Below are 22,633 nucleotides of genomic sequence, written 5' to 3' on the forward strand. Positions count from 1 at the left end.
ACAAAAAAGAGCGACTGGCGCCCCTTCAACCGTCATCCGCGGACTTGTTCCGCGGACCTACCCGATACCGCGCGTAAAACCCGCCTAACTCCGCTCGTCGATGGTGACGCCTAGCTGCTTGAGCTTCCGATGCAGCGCGCTGCGTTCCATGCCGACGAAAGCGGCGGTCTTGCTGATATTGCCGCCGAGGCGCAGCAGCTGCGCCTGCAGATACTGAATCTCGAACAGGTCGCGCGCTTCGCGCAGCGTCAGACCCATCATATCTGCCCCCGAATCCATGCTCAGCAGCTTGGGCGCATGGGCACCGACTTCCGCCGGCAAGACTTCCGCGCGGATCGGATCGGCCGGACTGCCCGGCGCCATGATCAGCAGCCAATCCATCAGATTGCGCAGCTGGCGGACATTGCCCGGCCAATCATAGGCCTGCAGCGCCGTCATGGCGTCCGGCGCCAATTCGCGCGGCGCCATGCCTGCATTCTCCGCCGCCCGGACGAGGAAATATTCGGCCAGCATCGGCACATCCTCGCGCCGCTGCCGCAGGGCCGGCACCTGCAAGGGCACGACCGCAAGCCGGTAATACAGGTCCTCGCGGAAACGCCCGGCTGCGATCTCGGCCTGCAGATCGCGGTTTGTGGTCGCGATGACGCGCACATCGACACTCACGCGGGACGAGCCGCCGACCCGCTGAAAGGCCTGATCCTGCAAGGCGCGCACGATCTTGCCCTGGGTTTCCAGCGGCATGTCCGCCACCTCATCCAGCAATAGCGTGCCGCCATGGGCCCGTTCCAGAACGCCGGCACGCCGCGGCTCGCGATCCGGGCCCGTCGTCGCCTCCACCCCGAACAGCTCATCCTCGAAGCGGCTCGGGTTCAGCGTCGCGCAGTTCAAGGCGACGAAAGGCTGGTCCGAGCGGCGGGACAGCGCATGCACCATGCGCGCCGCCACTTCCTTGCCGACACCCGCAGGTCCGCTAATCAGCACACGCGAGCCGGTCGGCGCCACCCGCTCGATCGCGCCGCGCAGCCCCTGCATGGGCGCGCTTTCGCCCAGCAGACTGTTCTCGGCGCCGATGCGCAGCTTCAACTCGGCATTCTCAGCCGCCAGACGCGCCGCTTCCAACGCGCGGCGCACCATCAACAGCAGACGATCGGACTTGAACGGCTTTTCGATGAAGTCGTAGGCACCCTTCTGGATTGCCGTCACCGCCGTCTCGATCGTGCCATGGCCGGAGATCATCATCACCGGGACGCGCGGCTCCTCACGGCACAGGACATCGAGGATGCCCAGACCGTCGAGGCGGGAATTGCGCAGCCAGATATCGAGAACGACCATGCTGGGGCGCCGCCCCTGGAAGGACGCGATCGCCTCGTCCGCGTTGGACGCCTGACGGGTATTGTAGCCCTCGTCGCGCAGGATGCCGTCGATGAGCATCCGGATGTCCGGCTCATCATCGACGATCAGAATATCAGCCGCCATTATCCCTCGCCACGATCAGCTCGGCCGTATCTTGTCTGGTATCCGCCGGAAGAACCAGGGTCGCCACGGCACCCGGACCGGGCTTCCGGTCCTCTAGAATCAGTTTACCGTCATGATCTTCCATCACCTTTTTGACGATGGCGAGACCAAGGCCGGTGCCCTTCGCCTTTGTAGTTACGTAGGGTTCGGTCAACTGGTTGCGCTCGGCCTCCGGCAAGCCGATGCCGTCATCCGCCACGCTGATATGGACCTCCGACCCCTGCTGTGAAACGGTCAGGATGATATTTCCTGCGCCGTCACGGGTCGCGATGGCATCGGCCGCATTCTGCAACAGATTGGTCAAGGCCTGGCCGATCAGGCGCTGATCCAGACGGGCCGTGAGGCCGCCGGCCGGAATCTCCGCCGTGAAATTGATGTCGGGCCGCGCATGCTGCTGCAGCATCAGCGCATCCCGCGCGACCTGGCCGACATCCTCTGCATGGATCACCGGCTGCGGCATGCGCGCAAAGGCTGAGAATTCATCCACCATCCGTCCGATATCGCCGACCTGCCGCACGATAGTGTCCGCGCATTGCACGAATGTTTCTTTATCGGAGGTGATTTCCGCCAGAAAGCGGCGCTTCAGCCGCTCGGCGGACAGCTGGATGGGTGTCAGCGGATTCTTGATCTCATGCGCGATGCGCCTTGCGACATCCGACCAAGCCGCTTTGCGCTGGGCGGAGGCGAGCTCGGTGATGTCATCGAAGGTGATGACGAAACCATCGACACGGTCTTCCGTCATCTCGGCACCGAGACGCGCATTGAGCAGACGGTGCTGGCCCGGGCCCCCGATCGCGATCTCGGCCCGGCGCGGCCGGTCCGGCGTCGTCCGCACCGTCTCGATCAAGGTCGCGAATTCCGGCACGACCTCCTCCAACGGCCGGCCGAGGGCGGCCATCATATCGACGCCGAGCAGCGTGGAGGCCGCGCGGTTCGGCAGCTCGATCCGGCAATTACGGTCAAGCCCGATCACACCGGCGGAAACCCCGCCCAGCACGGCTTCCGTGAAGCGCCGCCGCTCGTCGATCTGGCTATAGGCGCGCATCAGTTCGGACCGCTGGGCATCCAGCTGCCCGGTCATGCGGTTGAAGGCGCGGGTCAGGCCGGCGACCTCGTCCTCGCGCCGGCTTTCCGGCAGGCGCACGGCCAGATCGCCCGCGCGGATGCGTTCCGCCGCGCGGATCAGACGGCCCACCGGTCGCGCGATCTGATTGGCAAAGACGAGACCGACGAGGATGGAGGCTGAGAGCACCAGCAGCGCCACCATCGCGAAAATGACGACGAAGGTGATCTGCAAACTATGCCGGTTCGATTCCAGCCGGTGATAGGCCTGCACCGCCGCCGCCGTATTCGCCATATGCGCCAGGATCGAGGGATCGACCGGCTTCTGGATCAGCAGCATCAGCGGCGGCGTGGAGGCAAGCTGGATCAGCCCGCTGACCGTCGTCCCGTCCTTGGACCCCAGCACGACGACGTCACCGTTATGGGCGGTCGAGATCGCCCAGGCCGGCGGCAGGCCAGTGGCGATGCCGCTCATGAAACCGGCAGAGGCGACCACCTGCCCGTTGGAGGGCTCGAACACCACGGCCTCGGTCAACCCGCGCAGCGAGACCTGGGTTTCCAGGAACTGGCCGAAATTCGAAATATCGGTGGTCAAAAACGGACCGGCGCGCGCCATGTCATCGGCCATGGCGAAGGCGTCGGTGCGGATTTCGTCCTTATGTTCGGTCAGATAGCCTTGGGCCACCTGCATGCTCTCATCCAGCGCGGTGCTGACGCGGTGGTTGAACCAGGCCTGGATGCCGAGCTGAAAGAAGATCGTCGCGAAGATCGCGACGACGATCGTGGGGGTGACGGCCACGACGCTGAACAGCAATACCAGCTGCGCCTGCATGCGCGCCCCCGCCAGACCGCGACGGCGATCCAGATAGACATGCACGACGCGCACCGACACCGCGATGACCAGCAGCATCAGCACGATGAAATTGGCCGGCACGAGCGAGATGATCGCCCGGTGACTGAGGCCGAGCGACGAACCGCCGGACAGCACGACGAAGGAGCCGATGGCCAGCAGCACCGCCACCATGGCCAGAAGCAGGGTCACGGTCTTGCCGAAGACCACGCGCAAAACCAGACGCAGGCGCGGCCATTTTTTGCTTATGGGCCCCTCGTCACCGACAAGAGGCATGGAGGCTGGCGTATTGCTGATCAGCATGGGCGCAGTTTAACCCGAACCCGGCCGATTGGACAAAGCGCTGGCCGCACCCTGGTCAGGCGACGCCGCGGACGACCGGCACTTCCAGATCACGAATTTTCTTGCGCAGCGTATTGCGGTTCAGCCCAAGCATGGCGGCGGCCTTGATCTGGTTGCCGCGCGTTGCCAGCAGCGTCAGCTGAATCAGCGGCCGCTCGACCTCCGCGATGACGCGGTCATAGATGTCGTTACCGACAAGCCCTTCCTCATGGGCCGCCAGAAACTGGCGGATATGACGCTCCATGGCGCGGGCCAAAGGCTCGGCCGTCTCACCACCGGCATCCTCGACGGTCATGACCGTCTCTGTCAGCTCACGGTCCAGCGCGTCCGCCGAGATGGTCTCCTCGGCATGGAGGGCGGCCAGACGACGCATCAAATTCTCAAGCTCGCGCACATTGCCGGGCCAGCGATAAGCCCGCAGCCGATCGACCGCGCCACTGTCGAGCGACTTGAAGGGCAGACCGTCGGCGCGCGCCTTATCCAGAAAATGACGGGCGAGCAAAGGAATATCCTCCACCCGCTCGCGCAGCGGCGGCAGGCGGATGGGCACGACATTCAGGCGATAGAACAAATCTTCGCGGAACAGGCCCTGGCGGATGGCGGCCCGCAGGTCACGATGGGTGGCCGCGATGATGCGCACATTGGCGCGCACCGGCTGACGTCCACCGACGGCGGTGAACTCGCCTTCCTGCAGCACGCGCAGCAAACGGGTCTGCGCCTCCTGCGGCATATCACCGATCTCGTCCAGAAACAGCGTGCCGCCGGCCGCCTGTTCGAAACGGCCCTGATTGCGGCTGGTGGCGCCGGTAAAAGCGCCGCGCTCATGCCCGAACAGCTCGCTTTCGATCAGCTCGCGCGGGATCGCCGCCATATTGATGGCGACGAAAGGCCCGCCGCGACGGCGCCCGTAATCATGCAGCGCACGGGCTACCAGCTCCTTACCGGTGCCCGATTCGCCATTGATCATGACGGTGAGGTCGGTCGTCGTCAGACGCGCGACGGTGCGGTAGATTTCCTGCATCGCGGCACTGCGGCCGATCAGCGGCAGACGTTCATCCGCATCGCGCGGCTCGGGCGGCGGCTGGTCACCGGCAGCCGTCGGCGAGGCAAGCGCGCGGGCCACGACCGCCAGCAGCTCCCGCAGATCGAAGGGCTTGGGCAGATATTCGAAAGCACCGCGCTGGGTCGCCTTCACCGCCGTCATCAGCGTCGACTGCGCGCTCATCACGACGACGCGCAGATCGGGCCGCACGCGGCGGATGCGGGGGATCAGGTCCAGCCCATTCTCATCCGGCATCATGACGTCGGTGATGACGAGATCGCCCTCGCCGTCCTCCACCCAGCGCCACAAGGTCGCGGCATTGCCGGTGGTGCGGACCTGATAGCCTGAGCGGCCAAGCGCCTGGGTCAGCACAGTCCGGATCGACCGGTCATCGTCAGCAATCAGAACGGTCGGCGTCATTACTGGGCATCCTCCTCGGCAAGCATCGGCAGATGCAGCCGGAATTCGGTACGTCCGGGACGGCTCTCAACCTCGATCAAACCGCCATGGTCGGCGATGATCTTGGCGACAAGGGCGAGGCCCAGGCCCTGTCCGGACGGTTTAGAGCTGACGAAGGGTTCGAACAGATGCGGACGGATATCCTCGGGGATTCCGGGTCCGTTATCGCGCACCACCACCAGCAGCGGCAGCTCCACGCGATTATCCGAGTCGGAGGTCGGGTTCGCGAGCCTGAGACCATGCTGATAGCGGGTGATCAGGGTGATCTCGCTTTCCAGCGCTCCACCCGCGATCAGCGCATCCGCCGCGTTCTTCACGAGGTTGAGCAGCACCTGCACCAGCTGGTCGCGATTGCCCCAGACGGAGGGTAAAGACGGGTCATAGCTTTCGCTGAAGCGCAGACCGTCGCCGAAGCCACTGCGCGCCACGCGCCGCACATGCTCCAGCACGCGGTGGATATTCACCGCCTCCATCGCGACCGGCTTTTCGCCGAAGACTTCCATGCGATCGACCAGGGCACGGATACGGTCGGCCTCCTCGCGGATCAGCACCGTCAGTTCCTGATCCGTTTCAGCGACGCTGCTTTCCAGCAGCTGTGCCGCGCCGCGAATGCCGGACAGCGGATTCTTGATCTCATGCGCCAGGATCGCCGCCATGCCGGTGATACTGCGCGCTGCATTGCGCGCCGCGATCTGGCGGTCTAGCGAGCGGACGGTGTTCCCATCCTGCAGGATCAGCAAGACGCTGCCCGGGTCTTCCGACAGCGTCGTGCCTTGGACGCTGATGCCCTTCTTGCTCAGCCGCGGACCGTCGAAGGACAGGTCGTGATCGGCGATCGAGGTCGCGCCGGTGCGCAACTGCCCGACCATCAGGAACAGCGGACTGTCCTCGGGCAGAACATCATCCAGCGACAGCTGGGCCAATTGCGGGAAGGACAGGCCCAGAAACTGCTCGGCCGCCGGATTGGCATAGGTGAAGCGGTTTTCTTCCGAGAGCACGACGACCGCGACCGGCATCGCGGCCAGGATGCTGACCGCTTCCGGCAATTGTGTGGTCGGCACGGGGCTGCGCCGCACGACCGACAGGACCGTGCGGCGGACCGCCTTGGTGACACCGCTCATATCAGGCGGCCTCGGCGAGCATGACGGATTTGTCAGGCGCCGGCGCCTCTACCCCGCGTTCAATCAGCGGGTCGAGGAAGCCATGGATAAGGCCCACGGCCGTCGCGCGGTCGGCCGCCCGCATGATCTGGGAGCGGAATTCGGCCGAACCCGGCAGGCCGCGCGAATACCAGGCGACATGCTTGCGGGCGAGACGCAGGCCCGGAATTTCGCCGAAATGGCTCAGCATAAGCTCGTAATGGGTGAGCAGGATCTGCTTGCGCGCGGCCAGATCAGGTTCGGGGATTTTTTCGCCCGTGCGCAGATATTCCGCCACATTATGCAGAAACCAGGGCCGGCCGTAGCAGCCGCGACCGATCATGACGCCGTCGGCGCCGGACTGCCGCAGGGCCTCCGCCGCGTCCTCCTCGACGATGATGTCGCCATTGGCGATCACCGGCAGTTTCACGGCGTCCTTCACTTGCCGGATGAAGGCCCAATCGGCCTGGCCGGTATAGAACATCTGGCGCGTGCGGCCATGGATGGTCAGCATGCGGATGCCGCTTTCCTCGGCGATCTTCGCCAGGCGTGGGGCATTGAGGCTGTCATGGTCCCAGCCCATGCGCATCTTCAGCGTCACCGGCACATCGACCGCGCGCGCTGTCGCTTCCAGAATGCGGGCAGCGCCGATCTCGTCCTTCATCAGGGCGGAGCCGGCCATCTGGCCAACCGCGACCTTTTTCACCGGGCAGCCGAAATTGATGTCGATGATATTGGCGCCGAGCCCCACCGCAATCCGCGCGGCCTCGGCCATCGCAGCCGGGTCGCAGCCGGCAAGCTGGATGGAATTGGGGGACCCGCCGGCGCCACCGCCCTCGGCGATCTTCGCCATGCGCAGCGTTGCCTGATTTTCCCGCACCATCGCCCAGGAGGCGATCATCTCGGACACCACGAGACCGGCGCCGAGGTCACGCGCCATCGTGCGGAACGGCAGGTCCGTCACGCCCGAAAGCGGCGCCAGGATAACCGGAACCTCGATCACCGGGTTACCGCGACCGCCAAGGGCGATCGGGGACAGCGTCGGGATCAGCGAGGATTGATCTGGAATCGTTCGATTGCCCATAGATTGTGCAGATACAGCACGAGCGGGTTGACGCGCAATCGGGCAGAGACGAGTTTGCGCGCTCCTGCCCCCCTCGCCCGCAATCCAAGGTGACCAATGACGACGACCTCTGGCCTTCCCTCGCTCGTAACCCGCGTCGGCACGGGTTTTGACGTGCATGTGCTGGAAACCGGGCGGCCGCTCATCCTGTGCGGCGTGACGGTGCCGCATGAGCAGGGGCTGGCTGGGCATTCGGATGCCGATGTCGGCATCCATGCGCTCTGCGACGCCATCTATGGCGCGCTGGCCGAGGGCGATATCGGCCGTCATTTCCCACCCTCCGAAATGAAGTGGAAGGATGCCGACAGCGCCCGTTTCATGCGCCACGCGGCCGAGCGCATCGCCGCGCGCGGCGGCATTCTGGTGAATGCCGATGTCACGCTGATCTGCGAACAGCCGAAAATCACCCCCCATGCGCCGGCGATGATCGCGCGTCTGGCGGAGCTGCTGGGCGTTCCCGTCTCGCGCATCTCCGTCAAGGCGACGACGACCGAGAAGCTGGGCTTCACCGGCCGGAAGGAAGGCATCGCCGCCCAGGCCGCCGTCTCCATCCTTGTGCCGCTGGACCACGCAGAAGGCTAATTGACGCGATGGGTGCCGAGACGATCCGCGATATCGACGGGCTGATCCGTGCGGGTTTCGCGACGGAAGCCGACCGTCCGGCGCTGACCGAGGTCGGTGAGCGATACGCGATCACCATCTCCGACCGCTTCACGACGTTGATCGAAAGCCCGGACGACGCCATCGGCCGGCAATTCGTGCCGCATGGCGATGAGCGCATCACCGCCCCGCATGAGAGCCCGGACCCGATCGGCGATGACGCGCTGTCGCCGCTGCCCGGCATCGTCCATCGCTATGCCGACCGCGTACTGCTGAAGCCGCTGCTGATCTGCCCGGTCTATTGCCGCTTCTGCTTCCGGCGCGAACATGTCGGGCCTGACGGCGGTCTTCTGACCGAAGCCCAGCTTGCGGCTGCCTATGCCTATATCGAGGCTCTACCGGACCTGCGCGAGGTGATCCTGACCGGGGGTGACCCGCTGATGCTCTCGCCCCGCCGGATGGCAGCTATCATGCAGCGCCTGGCCGCGATCCCGCATGTGGAGACGATCCGCATCCATTCCCGCCTGCCGCTGGCCACGCCTGAGCGGCTGACCGAGGCGATGGCCGATGCGCTGGATGTGGACCGCGCCGTCTGGCTGGTGGTCCACGCCAATCACGCCCGAGAATTTACGCAGGAAGGTGCCGCAGCATTGCGACGCGTGCAGCGTCGCGGAATTCCCGTCCTGGGCCAATCCGTGCTGCTGCGCGGCGTGAACGATACGTCAGAGGCGCTGGAAGCGCTGTTCCGCGCCATGATCGCGTCTCGTGTCAAACCCTATTACTTGCATCAGCTGGACGCCGCCCCCGGCACCGCGCGCTTTCATGTGCCGATCAGCGAAGGGCAGGCGTTACTAAGGTCTCTGCGCGGCCGCGTCACCGGTCTCGCCTGGCCGACCTATGTGCTGGATATCCCGGGCGGCCAGGGCAAGGTGCCGATCGGACCGGACTATCTGCTGGCCGAAGATCAGGTGCGCGACCCCGCGGGTATCACCCATAGGCTGGGCGCAGCCCGCGCAAGCTTGCCCGCAGATGGCGGAGCGGTTACAAGCCCCGCCTCTAATCCCGACGATATTGAGAAGTCCGATGAAGCAGCAGGCGAACCTTATCCGCGCCGGCCAGGTGATCGAGCATGAAGGCCGTCGTTGGACGGTTCTGAAGCAGCAGATCATTACCCCTGGCAAAGGCGGCGCTTTCATTCAGGTCGAAATGCGCGACCTGAAGACCGGCAACAAGACGAACGAGCGCTGGCGCACTGCCGATACGGTCGAACGCCTGATGACCGATAACAAGGACTACATCTACTCCTATACCGATGGGGACAATCTTGTTCTCATGGATAAGGAAACTTACGAGCAGACCTTGGTCCCGGCCGAGTTGCTGGGCGAAGCGGTCGCCTTCCTGCAGGACAATATGCAGGTCGAGCTTGATCTGGTCGAAGGCGAGGCCGTCGGCATCCACCTGCCCTCCTCCGTTATTCTCGAAATCGTCGAAGCCGATCCCGTCGTTAAGGGCCAGACGGCCGCCAGCTCCTACAAGCCGGCCATCCTGTCCAACGGCGTAAAGACAATGGTCCCGCCCTTCATTGAAAGCGGCGAACGCATCGTGGTGCGCACCGACGACGCTTCCTATGTCGAGCGGGCGAAAAACTGACGGTCTGACAATCCCATGGCCGCACGCCTCTCCGCCCATCTGACGATTATGGCCAATGCCGCCCAAAAGGCGGCCAAGCAGCTGCTACGCGATTTCAGCGAGGTCGAACAGCTTCAGGTCAGCATCAAGGGTCCGTCCGACTTCGTCTCCCAGGCCGATATCCGGGCCGAGGCGACGATCAAACAGGAACTGACCAAGGCCCGCCCCGGCTATGCCTTCCTCATGGAGGAATCCGGCGCCTCGGGCGGCGACAACTGGACTTGGCGCTGGGTTGTGGACCCGCTGGACGGGACCACTAACTTTTTGCACGGCATGCCGCATTGGGCGATTTCGATCGCGCTGGAGCGTCGCCTGCCGGACGGCACGATCGAAATCAATGCTGCTCTCGTCTATGCGCCTTGCACGGACGAGATGTTCTGGGCCGAAAAGGGCTCGGGCGCTTTCGTCAACGAGCGTCGGCTGCGCGTGGCCTCCCGGCGCGATTTCAGCCAGGCGGTGTTTGCGACCGGCATTCCCTTCGCGGTGACGACGCCGCGGCAGCGCCTGTCTTTCGCCCGCACGCTGAGCACGCTGATGCCGCAGGTGGCGGGCATCCGCCGCTTTGGCGCGGCCTCGCTCGACCTCGCCTGGGTCGCCGCCGGCCGTTTCGATGGCTATTGGGAAATCGGCGTGAAGCCCTGGGATATCGCGGCCGGCATTCTGATCGTGCGCGAGGCAGGTGGCTATGTGACGACGCCCACCGGCAGCGATCAGATCGCGGATGAGGTGGTCGCCGCCAATCCCGTGCTGCATCCGAAACTGCTGGAAGCCGTCGCCGACGGTGTCTCAGCCGCCGGCGGCTGATCCTTACCTAGAAAATCTAGCGTGGCCTCAAGCGTCGGCCGCCCTGCGAAGGGTGGCCGAACTGCTTTCAGATTGATCGGCCGAGCTTCGGCGTTATCAAGCGAATTGACTTGTGAGGCGCAGGAACAGTGTGTGGCACCGTCCAGGCAGTTCCAGGTGGTGCGGCATCAGCCTCGTCGACCATCAACGGCCACCAATAGATAAGCGCACGGATCAGGCCGCTGATGGGCAACTGCCCCCAGCTACCGTCCAGAATGAGCAGAATCAGTTGAGATGCCTTCCATGCCTCAAGCCGAACCGCCGCCCGGAGGATGGCACCGTCACGAGTAACGACCACATAGCGCCCCCGCGATCCCAGAGCCGGCATCCAGTCCTCGTCCGGCGCATTCGCGGCAAACCCAAGCTCCGTGAGTGTAGTTATCCCACCATCTGGTTGCATTTTGGCTATCTTGAGAAGCTCGACGATCCGGGAACCCAGATTTTGGTCGAAAACGAAGGTCAGGCTGCCTTTTTCGACTGCCATGGCCCCTCGAAGTTTATAGCGTCCAGCACCTCTCCAAGACTGAGGCAGTACCAGTCGGCAGTTGTGGTTATTGCCTCCGCACCTCCACCTTCTGCCGCGACCATGCTGGCAACGACCTCCGTGCGAATGCCTTTGGAAGCGATAAGCGGTGCGCCAAACTGCCGAGCAGGTGCGAGGACGACCGCATGGTCTTTCCCGAGCGGCCACCACTCACCTGCGCTATTCCCAGCGAATACGACATCCTTGAATAAGGACGGCTCGACGATGGCATGAAATTGCCGCTGGTCGGACAGGACATCGATCAGGTCTCGTTCCTGTCCCGGCACTGCCAAGTCGATGAAGACGCGGTTACCATCGCTTCGGAACTGCTTTGTTACGAATGGATTCGGACTGCCATAGACCTGCTGCGCCCGAGCGGCAGCGCGCTTAATGGTCGGGAGACCCAACCCACGCTGCCTGAAAGCTTGAACGAGCAAAAGCGTGAGGAGTTGCTCGAAGTCCAGAACACCGTCATGGCCATCATCGTCGGCTTTTGCCAGATACGGGATGGGCGCCGAGCGGCGCAGTTCGCCATCATGATCGTAGGTATAGCCCTCAATCCATCGACGGGCAGTGCGCGCATCAAGATGTGCCAACCGGGCAGCTACCCTCATCGGATATAAGCCAAGCCCCAGAAAATTTTGATTGTCCGGTATCACATACGCCGCATTTCATTGAGGCTGGCCACCCAACCTCGTCACCTAAGCTTTGGTTACCCTGAACCGAAACACAAGTTCTATATGTATCAAGCCAACCCTGCCGTTGGTTTAACCGATCATTCTAATCCTCACGTCATTCATCACGCGGCGGTGGAGCGCGTCCCGACGCCCAGGATCGCCCGCCCGCGCAACCCCGTGATGAGCAGCGTCGCGATCAATCCCAGCAGAGCCGCCAGCGAGAGCCATAGACCCGGCATCGCGCGATCCCCCGTCGAATGAATGAGCTGGGTGCAGATCGCCGGGGTGAACCCGCCGAAGACGGCCGTGGCCAGGCTATAGGCGAGCGAGAAGCCCGTCGTGCGAACGGCCTCCGGCATGATCTCGGCCAGGAAGGGAACGGCCGCTCCGTTATACAGGCCGAAGATGAAGGACAGCCAAAGTTCGGCCAGTAGAAGATGGGTGAAGCTGACATTGTGGGTCAGCCACAGCATCAGCGGATAGGCCGAGACCAGCGCCAGCACCGTGATCGCGAGCAGGATCGGGCGGCGGCCGATCCTGTCGGACAGGATGCCGCCGATCGGCAGCCAGATGAAGTTCGACACGGCCACACACAGCGTCACCAGCATGGCCAGCAAGGGGCTGAGATGCAGCTCATGGCCGCCGAAGGTCGGGGTATAGGCGGTGATGAGGTAGAAGCTCACCGTCGTCATGGTGATGAGCATCATGCCGAGCAACACGATCCGCCAATGCTCCACGAGGGAGACGAGGATCGCCCGGATCGCAGGATGTTTGCGCCGGGCGAAGGCTTCGGTTTCTTGCAACGAACGACGCAGGACGAACAAAAGCGGCACGATCAGGCAGCCGATCAGAAGCGGAATGCGCCAGCCCCAATCCGCCATCTGCTCATGGGTCAGGGACAGGCTGAGGACCACGCCGATGATGGCGGCGACAGCGACCGCCACCTGCTGGCTGGCGGATTGCCAGGAGCAGAAGAAGCCTTGCCGGCCGGGCGGCGCGATTTCCGCGAGATAGACCGAGACGCCGCCGAGTTCGACACCGGCCGAGAGGCCCTGAACGATGCGCCCCACCACGACGATGATCGGCGCGGCAATGCCGATCGTCGCGTAGCTTGGCGTCAACGCGACGAGGGCGAGGCCGACAGCCATCATGGCAAGCGTCAGGATCAAGCCACGACGGCGGCCGTAATGGTCGATATAGGCGCCGAGAATGATGGCGCCCAAGGGCCGCATGAGGAAGCCGCCGCCAAAAATACCCAGCGACAGCATGAGCGAGGCAAAGGGGTTCTTCTCGGGAAAGAAAGCACGACCGATATACGCCGCGTAATAGGCGTAGATCATGAAGTCATACATTTCGAGGAAGTTGCCGCTGGTCACGCGAATGACCGCCATGGCTTTCGAGCCGGACGGTACGACCTCAGCCTGACCGGCCGCCTGATTGATTGTTGCCATCTTCGGCAATCCTCCCTTGGAAAATCCGCTCGTCGTTTTCCTGCCTGCGCAAGGATGCCGTCGGACTTTCGTCGTCAACCTAGGACGAAATCAGACGCAGCGCCACGCGACCCCCCTCCCCGTCACGATCAAACTACCGTAGACCGCAGAGGACATGCGCCGCACACGCCCTCTCCTATTCGCTACCCTCGTCCTGGCCGCACCCTTGCCGGCTGCCGCCCAGGTGACGGTCGACCCTAATGCATTGAACAGGCTGGGTAGCCCGAGCTTGCCTGCGCCGCCGCCACCTGCAACCGGCCATGCGCATAAGCTTGGCACCTCGGCCCATCGCAGGCCGTCTAAACACAGGCATCCCGCGGTGAGCGCCGGGCATAAGACCCACCCGCCGACCGAGGAAAAAACCTTAGCGCCCGCAACGACGCCGGCACCGGCAAAGACAGCGCCCGGCGGGAAACCGCCCGTTGTGCTGCCGCCGGCTGGGGTGAATACCGAGAACAGATCGAATCTCGGCTCCTCCTTCGCGACCGTGCCGGTTCTGCCCGGCGCTGTCCCGGCTTTGCCGGCGCCGCCCAAGATCATCCTCGAAAATCCGGCGACCAAGAAACCCAAGAAGAAAACGGCCGAGCCTCAGCCGGCCGCGCCTCAGGCAGAAGCACCCGCACAGCAGCAGCCCGCGCCGGTCCCCGCCATGCCGGCCTTGCCCGCCGCCGTGCCGCCACCGGCTCCTCAGCCGGCCGCACCTCTGCCGGCTGCACCTCCACCGGCCGCACCGCCACCGGCTGAACTCTCCCCCGCCGCCCCTCAGACAGCGGCCCATGCAAAACCGCCTGTGGCGCCGGCCCCTGCCGCGCCAGCGCCGATCAAGCCGCCTGTCGCCAATCAGAACAACCTGCCGCCGGGTGCCGACCTGCTGACCTTGCCCTATTCGGGCCAGGATACCGACCCCGCCGGCGCCGTCCCTGCGCTGATCCGCGATTTCGTCTCCCGGCACGGCACCACGATCCTCTATATCGTGCGCGCCTATGCCAGCCAGCCGAAGGGCGATGATGATCCGTCGAGCCCAAGGCGCATCGCGCTGACAAGGGCCCAGGGGGTGCAGGCCGCGCTGACCGCTGCCGGCGTCGACCCCATCCATATACGTCTTCTTGCCCTCGGCAATTCGGGCAGTACGCCCGCCGATCGCATCGACCTCATCGCCATGCCGCCTTCGTCAGGGCATAGTAACGCCTCTTCCTCACCGTGAGCGGGTGCTAGCCTCCATGACACGGCCGACCTCTTACCTTATCCGTATGCTGATCTTCCTGGCTGCCGTCAGCGCGGTCGCGATTTTCCTCATCCCAAAGATTAGGATCTTCTTCGCCAGCAATCCGGCGCTGAACAGCTTCATTTTCTTCGTGATGCTGCTGGGGATCATCTGGAATTTGCGGCAGGTGCAGCGCCTTGGCCCGGAAGTCACCTGGGTCGGCGCCTATCAGCGCAGCCGCCAGAAGCTGATGGGCATCACCCCGCCGAAACTGCTCGCCCCCATGGCCCGCATGCTGGCCGCCCGCGCGGACGCAGCCGGGCGCGAGGGCCGCGTCTCGATTTCGACCCAGGCCATGCGCAGCCTGCTGGACGGTATCGGCAGCCGATTGGACGAAAGTCGCGAAATCTCGCGTTACGCCACGGCGCTGATGATCTTCCTCGGCCTGCTCGGCACGTTCTGGGGGCTTCTCCGCACCGTCAGCGCGGTGGCCGATGTCATCCAGGGCATGAGCGTGGGGGGCGGCGATATCAACGCTGTCTTCGACCAGTTGAAATCGGGCCTCGCCGGGCCGCTGGCCGGCATGTCGACCGCCTTCTCCTCCTCCATGTTCGGCCTCGCCGGTGCCTTGGTGCTGGGCTTCCTGGACTTGCAGGCGGGCCAGGCGCAGAACCGCTTCTATAACGAGCTGGAAGACTGGCTGGCGGGCTTCACGCGCCTGTCCTCCGGCGTGCTCGGCGGTGAGGGCGAAGGCGGCAATGTGCCAGCCTATGTCCAGGCGCTGCTGGAACAGACCGCCGAGAATATGGAAGGTCTGCAGACCGTTCTGACCCGTGGCGAGGAAGGGCGTGCGCAATCCTCCCAGGTCTTGGGCACGCTCGCCGACCGGCTCAATACCTTCACCGATACGATGCGGGCCAATCAACAGCTGATGCTGCGCATCGCGGAAAGCCAGCAGGCCCTGGCCCCGGCGCTGCAGCGGCTGGCCGATACGCGCGACAACCGCGCCTCGGACGAAATCGCCCATGCCCATCTCCGCAATATCGAACACGCGCTGCAGCGTTTGATTGCCGAATCCGAACAGGGCCGCGCCCAATCGACCTCGGAGCTGCGCAACGAATTGCGCGTGCTGGCGCGAACGGTCGCCGCCCTCGGCGACGGGGCACGCTGAGCCATGCCGGGCTATCACCGGCGGCGGCAACATAACGGGCTCGACGCCTGGCCGGGCTATGTGGATGCGCTGTCGACGCTCCTCATGGTCACGATCTTCGTGCTGCTGGTTTTTGTGCTGGCGCAGGGGCTGCTGTCGGTCACGCTGACCAGCAAGGACCGCGCGCTGGAGCGGCTGAACCAGCAAATCGCGCAGCTGACGGATATGCTCTCCCTCGAAAAAGGGCGCGCGGCCGATCTGCAGAATAACGTCGCGAGCCTCGCGCATGATCTTGGCGACGTCACCACGGCCCGCGACAGGCTGTCCAAGCAGCTGGCAGCGGCCCAGGCGCAGCTAACCCAGGACAGCGCCCAGGTGGCAACCCTCACCGCCCAGCGGGACAAGCTCTCCGCCCAGCTCGCCGATAGCTCCGTGCAGTCCCAATCGGCGAGTTCGCGCCTGAATGACATGCAGGGCCAGCTGACGCAGCAGACCTCGGCCGCGTCGGACGCGCAGACGCAGCTCTCCACGCTGCAGGCGAAGCTGGCCGAGGCGCAGGAACAGTTACAGCAGGACCAGTCCCAATTGGCCCAGGCGACGGCATTGCTCGCTACCGCCAAGACAGCGAGTGACGCTTCCGATCAGAAGGTGACGGCGCTGCAGTTGCAGCTCGCGGATATGGAGACGCGCGCCAAAGCGGCGGAAGCCAGCCTGGCGACGGCCACCGCCCAACTGGCGCAGGATCAGGCGCAGATCACGAAACAGACCGATCAGGTCTCGGCCGGCGATACCGCCCTGACGAAGCAGAAGCAGGAGACGGACGCGGCCAATGCGCAGCTCGCCCTGTTGAACCAGCAGATGGCCGCGCTGCGGGCGCAGCTGCAGGCGATTTCCACAGCCCTGCAACTGCAGGAAAGCCAAGGCCGGGACAAGGACGCGCAGATCGCCGACCTTGGTCGCAAACTCAACCTCGCGCTCGCCGCCAAGGTGCAGGAGCTGCAGCGCTATCGCAGCGATTTCTTCGGGGAATTGCGGCAGGTTTTGCAGAACCAGCCCAATATCAAGATCGTCGGCGATCGCTTCGTGTTCCAGAGCGACGTGCTGTTTCCGTCGAACAGCGCGGACCTGACGCCTGAGGGCCAGACGCAGATCGACAAGATCGGTCAGGCCATCAAAAGCATCATGACGGAGATCCCGGCCAATATTTCCTGGGTGCTGCGGGTGGACGGGCATGCCGACAGCGTGCCCATCACCGGCGGCCCCTTCAAGGACAATTGGCAGCTCTCGGCCTCGCGCGCGATCGCCGTGGTGCAGCTGCTCATTCTGGACGGCGTGCCGGCGAACCATCTGGCGGCCGCCGCCTTCGGCGACACTCAGCCGATCGACCCGGGCAACACCCCCGCCGCGCTCGCGAAAAACCGCCGTATCGAATTTCGGCTAACCGACCGCTGAATTTTTGGTTTCCATGCTCGATCAACCGCAAAAGCGCCAGGAATGGACCATTGGCCGGCAGCGTATCCTGCAGGCCGACTGCCTGACCGCGCTGGCCGATCTGCCGCCCGAGAGCGTGGATATCTGCGTCACTTCGCCACCCTATAACATCGGCATCGCCTATCGCAGCTATCAGGACAAACTGCCGCGCGAGACTTATCTGGACTGGCTGACGGAGGTCGGGCTCGCCATCGAACGCGTGCTCAAGCCGGAAGGCTCATTCTTTCTCAACGTCGGCAGCACCGGCAACGACCCTTGGATTGCGAGCGATGTGGCCGACACCATGACGCGCGAACTGGTCCTTCAGAACCACATCATCTGGGTGAAGTCGCTCAGTGTCGGTGACGACACGATCGGGCATTTCAAGCCCATCACCAGCAGCCGCTTCCTCAACAACAATCACGAATCAATCTATCATTTCACGAAATCGGGGCATGTGACTGTCGACCGGCTGGCGGTCGGCGTGCCGTTCAAGGACAAGTCCAATATCGCGCGCTGGGGTCATGCCCGGGACCGGCGTTGCGCCGGCAATGTGTGGTATCTGCCCTATAAGACCGTGAAGTCCCGCGCCCAGAAATTCGACCACCCGGCGGGTTTTCCGGTGGAACTGCCCATGCGCTGCATCAAGCTCGCGGGGATCGAAGACCCTGTTGTGCTCGACCCGTTTCTCGGTGCCGGCACAACGCTTGTGGCTGCCGAACAGCTTGGCGTGCGCGGGATCGGGTTTGAGATCGACCCTGACTACGCCGCCCGCGCGGCGGAACGGTTGAGACAAATAGCGGGCGCTTCGTCAGAAGTCTGAGACGACCGGTTCCGTTCAGCACCCGCCTGCCGCCATGTAATCGACCAATAAAGACGCATCAATTGACAATCTCTTGGCACGAATCAGTGAATTTTCATTGAAGGTTTTGTGTCAAAATTCTCTTGATATTGGCCTGACGGAAGAATTCTCACACGGTCGGTTCAACTTAGCGGGAGACTCCCGCCCCCGCATCTGGATGCGTGCCGCAATGCGTCGTACTGAGGTCACAAGGACGACGAGTGACAAGACGACGGGAGGCGGCTTTGAGCGATTCGGCTTTGACAAAAAATCGGCAGATTCTCAGCCATCTGCGACCTTTCAATTTGCAGATTCAAATCCAGGACTCAGTGTATTGGGGGGTTCTTTCTCAATATCGCTGGAATCTCGGCATGTCGGATTTCGACGGCGACATCATTTACGACTACAAAAAAACCCCGTTCGGGACGCTTCAATCGGTTAACGAAGCCGGTGTCATTGTCTATCGCCGCGTGATGGGTGATCCGCGGGGCGGCTTGGTGACATTGGTAGGCACCTATTTCGGCCCGAGCGGCTATTGGGGTGACCCGACCAGCAAGAATGCGGGCAACCACTTTCCGGGCCAACTGATACAATCTGCCCGATATAGCAGACCGTCGGACAATCATATCGTGTTTCAGATTTCGGCCATACGCGCGACTGAAACGAGCACGAATATCGGCCCAGGCAACAAGGTTTCCGCCGGCGTAAAAGGCGGAGGCGACATCGGTGTCGTCAATGTTGAGGGAAGTGGCGGCTACGAACACACATTCGCGACCCAGACCGAAGCCGCGACTTTGGCGGGAAAGCTTATCGGCATCATGTTGGTTTGGGTCAGAAAATGATGCGCCTCGTCATCATGGCTGTGATCGCCTGCACCGGTCTGATCTGCGCTACCGTTGCGCAAGCCGCCCCCAATGCCTCGGCAAGTCTGACCCAGCCAGAGAAGAGCCAAAGCGTCTCGATCCCGACGCAATTGCTCGGCACATGGAAGATATATGCCGTTGCAGGATCAAGCCCGATGTTTTTGCAGGTCGACGATAGCCGGGAGATGATCGGGCGCGAGATCAAGATAGAACCCGGTCAGGTGTCGATTTGGAACGCGATTTCCGGCAAGCCGATATCGGCCGATGAAACGACCGGCACCCTGACGTCGGTCATCTCAGAACCGGGATCCATGAAAAAAGATCATGACTTTCCCGATTCCGCCAAGGTTTTTGACTATGTTTCGATCGGCCTTTCCCATTGCGCCAGCAACGGAACACCGGTGCCCCAAGGCTGCCCATTTCTGTATTTCGCCCTCAACTCCAAGACGGGTGCTGTCAGCTTCGTCCCATTTGCATGGGGCATGGCCTATATGACGCGTATTGGCGATTAGAGCAGATCCCGGCCGGATGGAATCATCTGGCCGGGTGAAGATGCTCGCAAAAACAATAACCTAGAGCGGCACCTGTGAGCGTAAGCGAACTGGAAACGCTTTAGGACTTGCCGCGCCATCCGATCCGGGCGCCGGACCGGGTAGGTTCGCGGCACAAGGCCGCGAATGACGAAAAAGCTTAGCGCACGTAAACCCGGATCTGCTCGCCCGGCGCGCCGGCGGCGACCAAGGCGCCCAAAGTCACGCGGGACGCCGGCACGCCCGCCCCTTGCACAGCGCTCGCCACCTCGGCTGCCTGCGGCGTCAGGGCTTTCGCATCGGTGATCTGCGTCAGCGGCGTGCCGGTCTGCGGCACGGTGGAGACGACGTCGAAAGCGACATCCGGCTTCCGCGATTCGGCATCCTGCACCGCGCCGGTCAGCACCGAGAGGTAATCGGCGGCCGAGGTGCCGGCCGGGATCGTCACCAGCGGCACAAGGCCGGTTTGATCCTGGGTGACCGCAATGGTCGCCGCATTCGGCTTCGGTGGTTTGGCCGCCAGAAGGCCACGGCCGGGCGGCGCGCAGGACACGACCAGAAGCGCCGCCGCGCCGAGTGCCAAAAAGCTCTTCATGGAAACCGCCTTCACGCGACGCTCATACGGGTAAAATCGGCCAGGCCGACCTGCCGGGCGGTCGCCCGCTGCTCCGCGCGCAATATGGCGCGCAGATCGGCCAAAGCCTTGGCAAAATCCTGGTTGATGACGATGTAGTTAAACTCGCCCGCATGCTCCATCTCGCCATGGGTCGAGGCCATGCGGCGGGCGATCTCGGCCTCGCTATCCTCGCCGCGCAAACGCAGGCGCTGCTCCAGCTCCGTGAGCGACGGCGGCAGCAGGAAGATGCCGACGACATCCGGCCCGATCGCCTCACGCATCTGGCGAAAGCCCTGCCAGTCGATGGTGAAAACCATGTCGCGTCCAGCGGCGAGGGCCGCTTCCACAGGGTCGCGCGGCGTACCGTAGAGGGTTTCACGACCGAAGACATGTGCCCATTCCAGCAAGCCGCCGCTCTCGCGCAGCTGCTCGAACTCTTCCTGCGCGCGGAAATAATAGTGCTTGCCCTCGACCTCACCCGGCCGGGGGCCGCGCGTCGTCACGCTGACCGAGAGTGCGAGGTCAGGCTCCTCCGCCAGCAGCGCGCGGGTCAGGCTGCTTTTGCCGGTGCCCGAGGGCGCGGCGATGACGAAGCAGAGACCGCGGCGGCGGATGAGCGGTTCGGCAGAGGATGTCTCAGTCATTCGACGTTCTGAACCTGTTCGCGCAGCTGTTCGATGACGGCCTTGAGGGAGAGGCCAATCGCGGTCAAGGGCACGGAGGCCGACTTGCTGCATAGCGTATTCGCTTCGCGATTGAACTCCTGCATCAGAAAATCGAGCTTCCGGCCGACCAGCACACCCTCGGCCAAAAGCGTCCGGGCGGCGTCGATATGGCTGGCGAGCCGGTCCAGCTCCTCCCGCACGTCGGAACGGCTGGCGAGAAGGGCGACTTCCTGCGCGACGCGATCCTCCGGCAGGCTCATACCCTCGGCAAGCAAAGCGCGGACATTCTCCAGCATGCGCGCGCGCTGCAGCCGGGGCTGGTCCTCGGCCGCAATCTCAGACTCCGTGCGCAGGCGGGCGATGTCGTCCAGGAAGCCGGTCAGCACTGTATGAAGCCGCGCCCCTTCCTCAAACCGCCCGCGTTCCAGCTGCGTCAGCGCCTCCATAAAGCCCGCCACCACGGCGGCTTTGAGTTCAGGCGTCAGCGCGGGCAGGCCGCCAGACTGCGAGGCACGCAACACGCCGGGCAGGCCCAACAGCAGTTCCGCACGGAGCGGCGGGCTGCCAGGGATGCGGCCCGCAATCTCCTGCGCCAGTTTCAGCACACGCTCCAAGGCCTCGGGATCGGGCGCGGCGGCCCCCTGCTCCTCGGCCTTCAGCGACAGATTGGCATTGATGCTGCCGCGACGCAGGCGCTTGGTCAGCACCGGCCGCAGTTCCGCTTCCACCGCTTCCCAGCCGGAGGGCATACGAAAGCGCAGCTCCAGCCCCTTGCTATTGACGCTCCGAATATCCCAGGACCACGCGACGCCCGTGCTCACCGTGCTGGCCGCCGCACCGAATCCGGTCATTGAGGCCAGGGTCTGCTTTTCATCCATCCACGTGCTTCTATTGCGAAATCGTGCTTTGGCAAATCCAAGCTTTCGTCAAAGGTGCGGCAATGGTGTTTCGGCGGGTTCTTATTACCGGTGCCTCTTCGGGTGTCGGCCGCGCTCTGGCGCTGGCGCTCGCCGCCCCCGGCGTCACCCTCTTTCTCGGCGGCCGGGATGCGGCGCGCCTGGAGGAGACGGTGCGGGAATGCCAATCGCGCGGCGGCCAGGCCCTTCCCCACGCGCTATCGGTCACCGATGCCGCTGCGATGCAGGACTGGATCGGCGGTGCCGGGCCGCTCGACCTCGTCATCGCCAATGCAGGCATTTCCGGCGGCACGTCGGAAACGATGGAAAGCGAGGCGCAGACGCGGGCGATTTTCGCGACCAATCTGGACGGCATGCTCAATACCGTGCTGCCGGCGATGGCCGTGATGGCGGCTCAGCCGGTGGGTGAGAGCGGGTTGCGCGGACAGATCGCGGTGGTCGCCTCCGTCGCGGCCTTCCTGCCCGGACCCAGCGCACCGGCCTATTGCGCGTCCAAGGCGGCGGCCGATTATTGGGTGGTGGGCGCCGCACCCTCCGCCCGTGCCCAAAGGATCGCGCTGACCAGCCTTTGCCCGGGGTTCATCACCTCCCCCATGACGGCGACCAACGACTTCCCGATGCCAGGGATCATGAGTGCCGAGCGCGCGGCAGGTCTGATGCTGCGCGGCATCCGCGCGAAGCGGACGCGCGTCATCTTTCCGCTCTGGGTCGGGACGGCGGCGCGGCTGGTGGCTCTACTACCGGTCTCCTGGCGGGAAGCAGCCGCACGGCGCCTGCCGGCCAAAAAGGCGCTGTTAGCCTGACCTCAGCGCATCCTTCGCCCAGACGGGTAGATCCCCGGGATGAACAATGAACAAAAAGTCTGGGACGACAAAAATAGAAAAAGCTCGCTAAATTACCGTCATCCGCGGACTCGTTCCGCGGGCCTACCCGATGCCGCCAGCAAAACCTCCGCTGCGAACCAGCGATACCAGCAACACGGCCTTGTCACGCAACGCTGCGGGCGAAAGGTTCTATCTCTGA

The 22,633-nt window shown here is 63.9% G+C and carries 21 protein-coding genes and 1 pseudogene; 11 read left to right on the forward strand and 11 right to left on the reverse strand.

Annotated elements, in window-relative coordinates:
• Positions 1 to 84 precede the first annotated feature (84 nt).
• The 5 genes from ntrX to dusB all read right to left on the reverse strand — a co-directional run bounded on the left by ntrX (position 85) and on the right by dusB (position 7,493).
• On the reverse strand, positions 85 to 1,476 hold the full coding sequence (gene ntrX / locus ACELLULO517_RS02360; RefSeq protein ID WP_227305516.1) for a nitrogen assimilation response regulator NtrX: 1,392 nt from the start codon (positions 1,474 to 1,476) through the stop codon (positions 85 to 87).
• Positions 1,466 to 3,703 carry a sensor histidine kinase NtrY-like gene (locus ACELLULO517_RS02365; protein WP_406566236.1) on the reverse strand — a complete coding sequence of 746 codons (2,238 nt, stop codon included), beginning with the start codon at positions 3,701 to 3,703 and terminating at the stop codon, positions 1,466 to 1,468. Before ACELLULO517_RS02365 ends, ntrX begins: the two co-directional genes overlap by 11 nt.
• An 82-nt stretch (positions 3,704 to 3,785) precedes the next feature.
• Entirely contained in the window at positions 3,786 to 5,231 is a 1,446-nt protein-coding gene (ntrC, locus tag ACELLULO517_RS02370) for a nitrogen regulation protein NR(I) (protein ID WP_227305520.1), read from the reverse strand.
• Positions 5,231 to 6,391, reverse strand: a complete 1,161-nt coding sequence (locus ACELLULO517_RS02375; RefSeq protein WP_227305522.1) for a two-component system sensor histidine kinase NtrB — start codon at positions 6,389 to 6,391, stop codon at positions 5,231 to 5,233. The genes ntrC and ACELLULO517_RS02375 overlap by 1 nt, the downstream gene beginning before the upstream one ends.
• A gap of 1 nt (position 6,392) precedes the next feature.
• On the reverse strand, positions 6,393 to 7,493 hold the full coding sequence (gene dusB / locus ACELLULO517_RS02380) for a tRNA dihydrouridine synthase DusB (RefSeq protein WP_227305524.1): 1,101 nt from the start codon (positions 7,491 to 7,493) through the stop codon (positions 6,393 to 6,395).
• Positions 7,494 to 7,613: 120 nt separating this feature from the next.
• Between dusB and ispF the strand changes: the two are divergent.
• The 4 genes and pseudogenes from ispF to ACELLULO517_RS02400 all read left to right on the forward strand — a co-directional run.
• Positions 7,614 to 8,114: pseudogene (gene ispF, locus ACELLULO517_RS02385) on the forward strand (2-C-methyl-D-erythritol 2,4-cyclodiphosphate synthase); the annotation flags it as partial.
• Positions 8,115 to 8,122: 8 nt separating this feature from the next.
• Positions 8,123 to 9,265 carry a lysine-2,3-aminomutase-like protein gene (locus tag ACELLULO517_RS02390; RefSeq protein WP_227305529.1) on the forward strand — a complete coding sequence of 381 codons (1,143 nt, stop codon included), beginning with the start codon at positions 8,123 to 8,125 and terminating at the stop codon, positions 9,263 to 9,265.
• Positions 9,216 to 9,782, forward strand: a complete 567-nt coding sequence (gene efp, locus ACELLULO517_RS02395) for an elongation factor P (protein WP_227305531.1) — start codon at positions 9,216 to 9,218, stop codon at positions 9,780 to 9,782. The genes ACELLULO517_RS02390 and efp overlap by 50 nt, the downstream gene beginning before the upstream one ends.
• A gap of 15 nt (positions 9,783 to 9,797) precedes the next feature.
• Positions 9,798 to 10,625, forward strand: coding sequence for an inositol monophosphatase family protein (locus ACELLULO517_RS02400; RefSeq protein WP_227305533.1), 828 nt, complete (start codon positions 9,798 to 9,800; stop codon positions 10,623 to 10,625).
• Between the two features lie 67 nt (positions 10,626 to 10,692).
• On the opposite strand, the gene ACELLULO517_RS02405 is transcribed toward ACELLULO517_RS02400, so the two are convergent.
• From ACELLULO517_RS02405 to tcuC, 3 genes are all read right to left on the reverse strand, one after another.
• Positions 10,693 to 11,148, reverse strand: coding sequence for a PIN-like domain-containing protein (locus tag ACELLULO517_RS02405; RefSeq protein ID WP_227305535.1), 456 nt, complete (start codon positions 11,146 to 11,148; stop codon positions 10,693 to 10,695).
• Entirely contained in the window at positions 11,124 to 11,783 is a 660-nt protein-coding gene (locus ACELLULO517_RS02410) for a hypothetical protein (protein WP_227305537.1), read from the reverse strand. The genes ACELLULO517_RS02405 and ACELLULO517_RS02410 overlap by 25 nt, the downstream gene beginning before the upstream one ends.
• A gap of 203 nt (positions 11,784 to 11,986) precedes the next feature.
• Positions 11,987 to 13,315 (reverse strand): MFS transporter, encoded by a 1,329-nt coding sequence (tcuC, locus tag ACELLULO517_RS02415; RefSeq protein WP_227305538.1) that lies wholly within the window; start codon positions 13,313 to 13,315, stop codon positions 11,987 to 11,989.
• Positions 13,316 to 13,469: 154 nt separating this feature from the next.
• Between tcuC and ACELLULO517_RS02420 the strand changes: the two genes are divergently transcribed.
• The 6 genes from ACELLULO517_RS02420 (at position 13,470) to ACELLULO517_RS02445 (ending at position 19,394) form a co-directional block, all read left to right on the forward strand.
• On the forward strand, positions 13,470 to 14,558 hold the full coding sequence (locus tag ACELLULO517_RS02420; protein ID WP_227305540.1) for a hypothetical protein: 1,089 nt from the start codon (positions 13,470 to 13,472) through the stop codon (positions 14,556 to 14,558).
• Between the two features lie 16 nt (positions 14,559 to 14,574).
• Complete coding sequence (locus tag ACELLULO517_RS02425; RefSeq protein WP_227305542.1) at positions 14,575 to 15,729, forward strand: flagellar motor protein MotA; 1,155 nt, start codon at positions 14,575 to 14,577, stop codon at positions 15,727 to 15,729.
• A gap of 3 nt (positions 15,730 to 15,732) precedes the next feature.
• Positions 15,733 to 17,160 carry a peptidoglycan -binding protein gene (locus ACELLULO517_RS02430; RefSeq protein WP_227305544.1) on the forward strand — a complete coding sequence of 476 codons (1,428 nt, stop codon included), beginning with the start codon at positions 15,733 to 15,735 and terminating at the stop codon, positions 17,158 to 17,160.
• Between the two features lie 13 nt (positions 17,161 to 17,173).
• The gene (locus tag ACELLULO517_RS02435) at positions 17,174 to 18,001 is read left to right on the forward strand and encodes a DNA-methyltransferase (RefSeq protein WP_227305545.1); all 828 of its coding nucleotides are present in this window, start codon (positions 17,174 to 17,176) and stop codon (positions 17,999 to 18,001) included.
• A gap of 263 nt (positions 18,002 to 18,264) precedes the next feature.
• A complete protein-coding gene (locus ACELLULO517_RS02440) occupies positions 18,265 to 18,861 on the forward strand; it encodes a hypothetical protein (protein WP_227305547.1) in 597 nt (198 codons plus the stop codon).
• Positions 18,858 to 19,394: a hypothetical protein gene (locus ACELLULO517_RS02445; protein WP_227305548.1), complete on the forward strand. Its 537-nt coding sequence runs from the start codon at positions 18,858 to 18,860 to the stop codon at positions 19,392 to 19,394. The genes ACELLULO517_RS02440 and ACELLULO517_RS02445 overlap by 4 nt, the downstream gene beginning before the upstream one ends.
• A gap of 178 nt (positions 19,395 to 19,572) precedes the next feature.
• Here ACELLULO517_RS02445 and ACELLULO517_RS02450 read toward each other — a convergent pair whose 3' ends face one another.
• Genes ACELLULO517_RS02450 through ACELLULO517_RS02460 form a run of 3 tightly spaced genes read right to left on the reverse strand, consistent with a single transcriptional unit; the run spans position 19,573 to position 21,571 of the window.
• Positions 19,573 to 20,007 carry a hypothetical protein gene (locus ACELLULO517_RS02450; RefSeq protein ID WP_227305550.1) on the reverse strand — a complete coding sequence of 145 codons (435 nt, stop codon included), beginning with the start codon at positions 20,005 to 20,007 and terminating at the stop codon, positions 19,573 to 19,575.
• Between the two features lie 11 nt (positions 20,008 to 20,018).
• Positions 20,019 to 20,672 (reverse strand): guanylate kinase, encoded by a 654-nt coding sequence (gmk, locus tag ACELLULO517_RS02455; RefSeq protein WP_227305552.1) that lies wholly within the window; start codon positions 20,670 to 20,672, stop codon positions 20,019 to 20,021.
• Entirely contained in the window at positions 20,669 to 21,571 is a 903-nt protein-coding gene (locus tag ACELLULO517_RS02460) for a YicC/YloC family endoribonuclease (RefSeq protein WP_227305554.1), read from the reverse strand. Before ACELLULO517_RS02460 ends, gmk begins: the two co-directional genes overlap by 4 nt.
• Positions 21,572 to 21,633: 62 nt before the next feature.
• On the opposite strand from ACELLULO517_RS02460, the gene ACELLULO517_RS02465 reads away from it, so the two are divergent.
• Complete coding sequence (locus ACELLULO517_RS02465; protein WP_227305556.1) at positions 21,634 to 22,413, forward strand: SDR family NAD(P)-dependent oxidoreductase; 780 nt, start codon at positions 21,634 to 21,636, stop codon at positions 22,411 to 22,413.
• The last annotated feature ends 220 nt before the right edge of the window (positions 22,414 to 22,633 follow it).

Source organism: Acidisoma cellulosilyticum, assembly GCF_020621385.1.
Taxonomy (GTDB): Bacteria; Pseudomonadota; Alphaproteobacteria; order Acetobacterales; family Acetobacteraceae; genus Acidisoma; species Acidisoma cellulosilyticum.

Coding starts and splice junctions, on each gene's coding strand:
- ntrX (WP_227305516.1), bottom strand. CDS start 1,476: ATGGCGGCTGATATTCTGATCGTCGATGATGAGCCGGACATCCGGATG.
- ACELLULO517_RS02365 (WP_406566236.1), bottom strand. CDS start 3,703: ATGCCTCTTGTCGGTGACGAGGGGCCCATAAGCAAAAAATGGCCGCGC.
- ntrC (WP_227305520.1), bottom strand. CDS start 5,231: ATGACGCCGACCGTTCTGATTGCTGACGATGACCGGTCGATCCGGACT.
- ACELLULO517_RS02375 (WP_227305522.1), bottom strand. CDS start 6,391: ATGAGCGGTGTCACCAAGGCGGTCCGCCGCACGGTCCTGTCGGTCGTG.
- dusB (WP_227305524.1), bottom strand. CDS start 7,493: ATGGGCAATCGAACGATTCCAGATCAATCCTCGCTGATCCCGACGCTG.
- ACELLULO517_RS02390 (WP_227305529.1), top strand. CDS start 8,123: ATGGGTGCCGAGACGATCCGCGATATCGACGGGCTGATCCGTGCGGGT.
- efp (WP_227305531.1), top strand. CDS start 9,216: ATGAAGCAGCAGGCGAACCTTATCCGCGCCGGCCAGGTGATCGAGCAT.
- ACELLULO517_RS02400 (WP_227305533.1), top strand. CDS start 9,798: ATGGCCGCACGCCTCTCCGCCCATCTGACGATTATGGCCAATGCCGCC.
- ACELLULO517_RS02405 (WP_227305535.1), bottom strand. CDS start 11,148: ATGGCAGTCGAAAAAGGCAGCCTGACCTTCGTTTTCGACCAAAATCTG.
- tcuC (WP_227305538.1), bottom strand. CDS start 13,315: ATGGCAACAATCAATCAGGCGGCCGGTCAGGCTGAGGTCGTACCGTCC.
- ACELLULO517_RS02420 (WP_227305540.1), top strand. CDS start 13,470: ATGCGCCGCACACGCCCTCTCCTATTCGCTACCCTCGTCCTGGCCGCA.
- ACELLULO517_RS02425 (WP_227305542.1), top strand. CDS start 14,575: ATGACACGGCCGACCTCTTACCTTATCCGTATGCTGATCTTCCTGGCT.
- ACELLULO517_RS02430 (WP_227305544.1), top strand. CDS start 15,733: ATGCCGGGCTATCACCGGCGGCGGCAACATAACGGGCTCGACGCCTGG.
- ACELLULO517_RS02435 (WP_227305545.1), top strand. CDS start 17,174: ATGCTCGATCAACCGCAAAAGCGCCAGGAATGGACCATTGGCCGGCAG.
- ACELLULO517_RS02445 (WP_227305548.1), top strand. CDS start 18,858: ATGATGCGCCTCGTCATCATGGCTGTGATCGCCTGCACCGGTCTGATC.
- ACELLULO517_RS02450 (WP_227305550.1), bottom strand. CDS start 20,007: ATGAAGAGCTTTTTGGCACTCGGCGCGGCGGCGCTTCTGGTCGTGTCC.
- gmk (WP_227305552.1), bottom strand. CDS start 20,672: ATGACTGAGACATCCTCTGCCGAACCGCTCATCCGCCGCCGCGGTCTC.
- ACELLULO517_RS02460 (WP_227305554.1), bottom strand. CDS start 21,571: ATGGATGAAAAGCAGACCCTGGCCTCAATGACCGGATTCGGTGCGGCG.
- ACELLULO517_RS02465 (WP_227305556.1), top strand. CDS start 21,634: ATGGTGTTTCGGCGGGTTCTTATTACCGGTGCCTCTTCGGGTGTCGGC.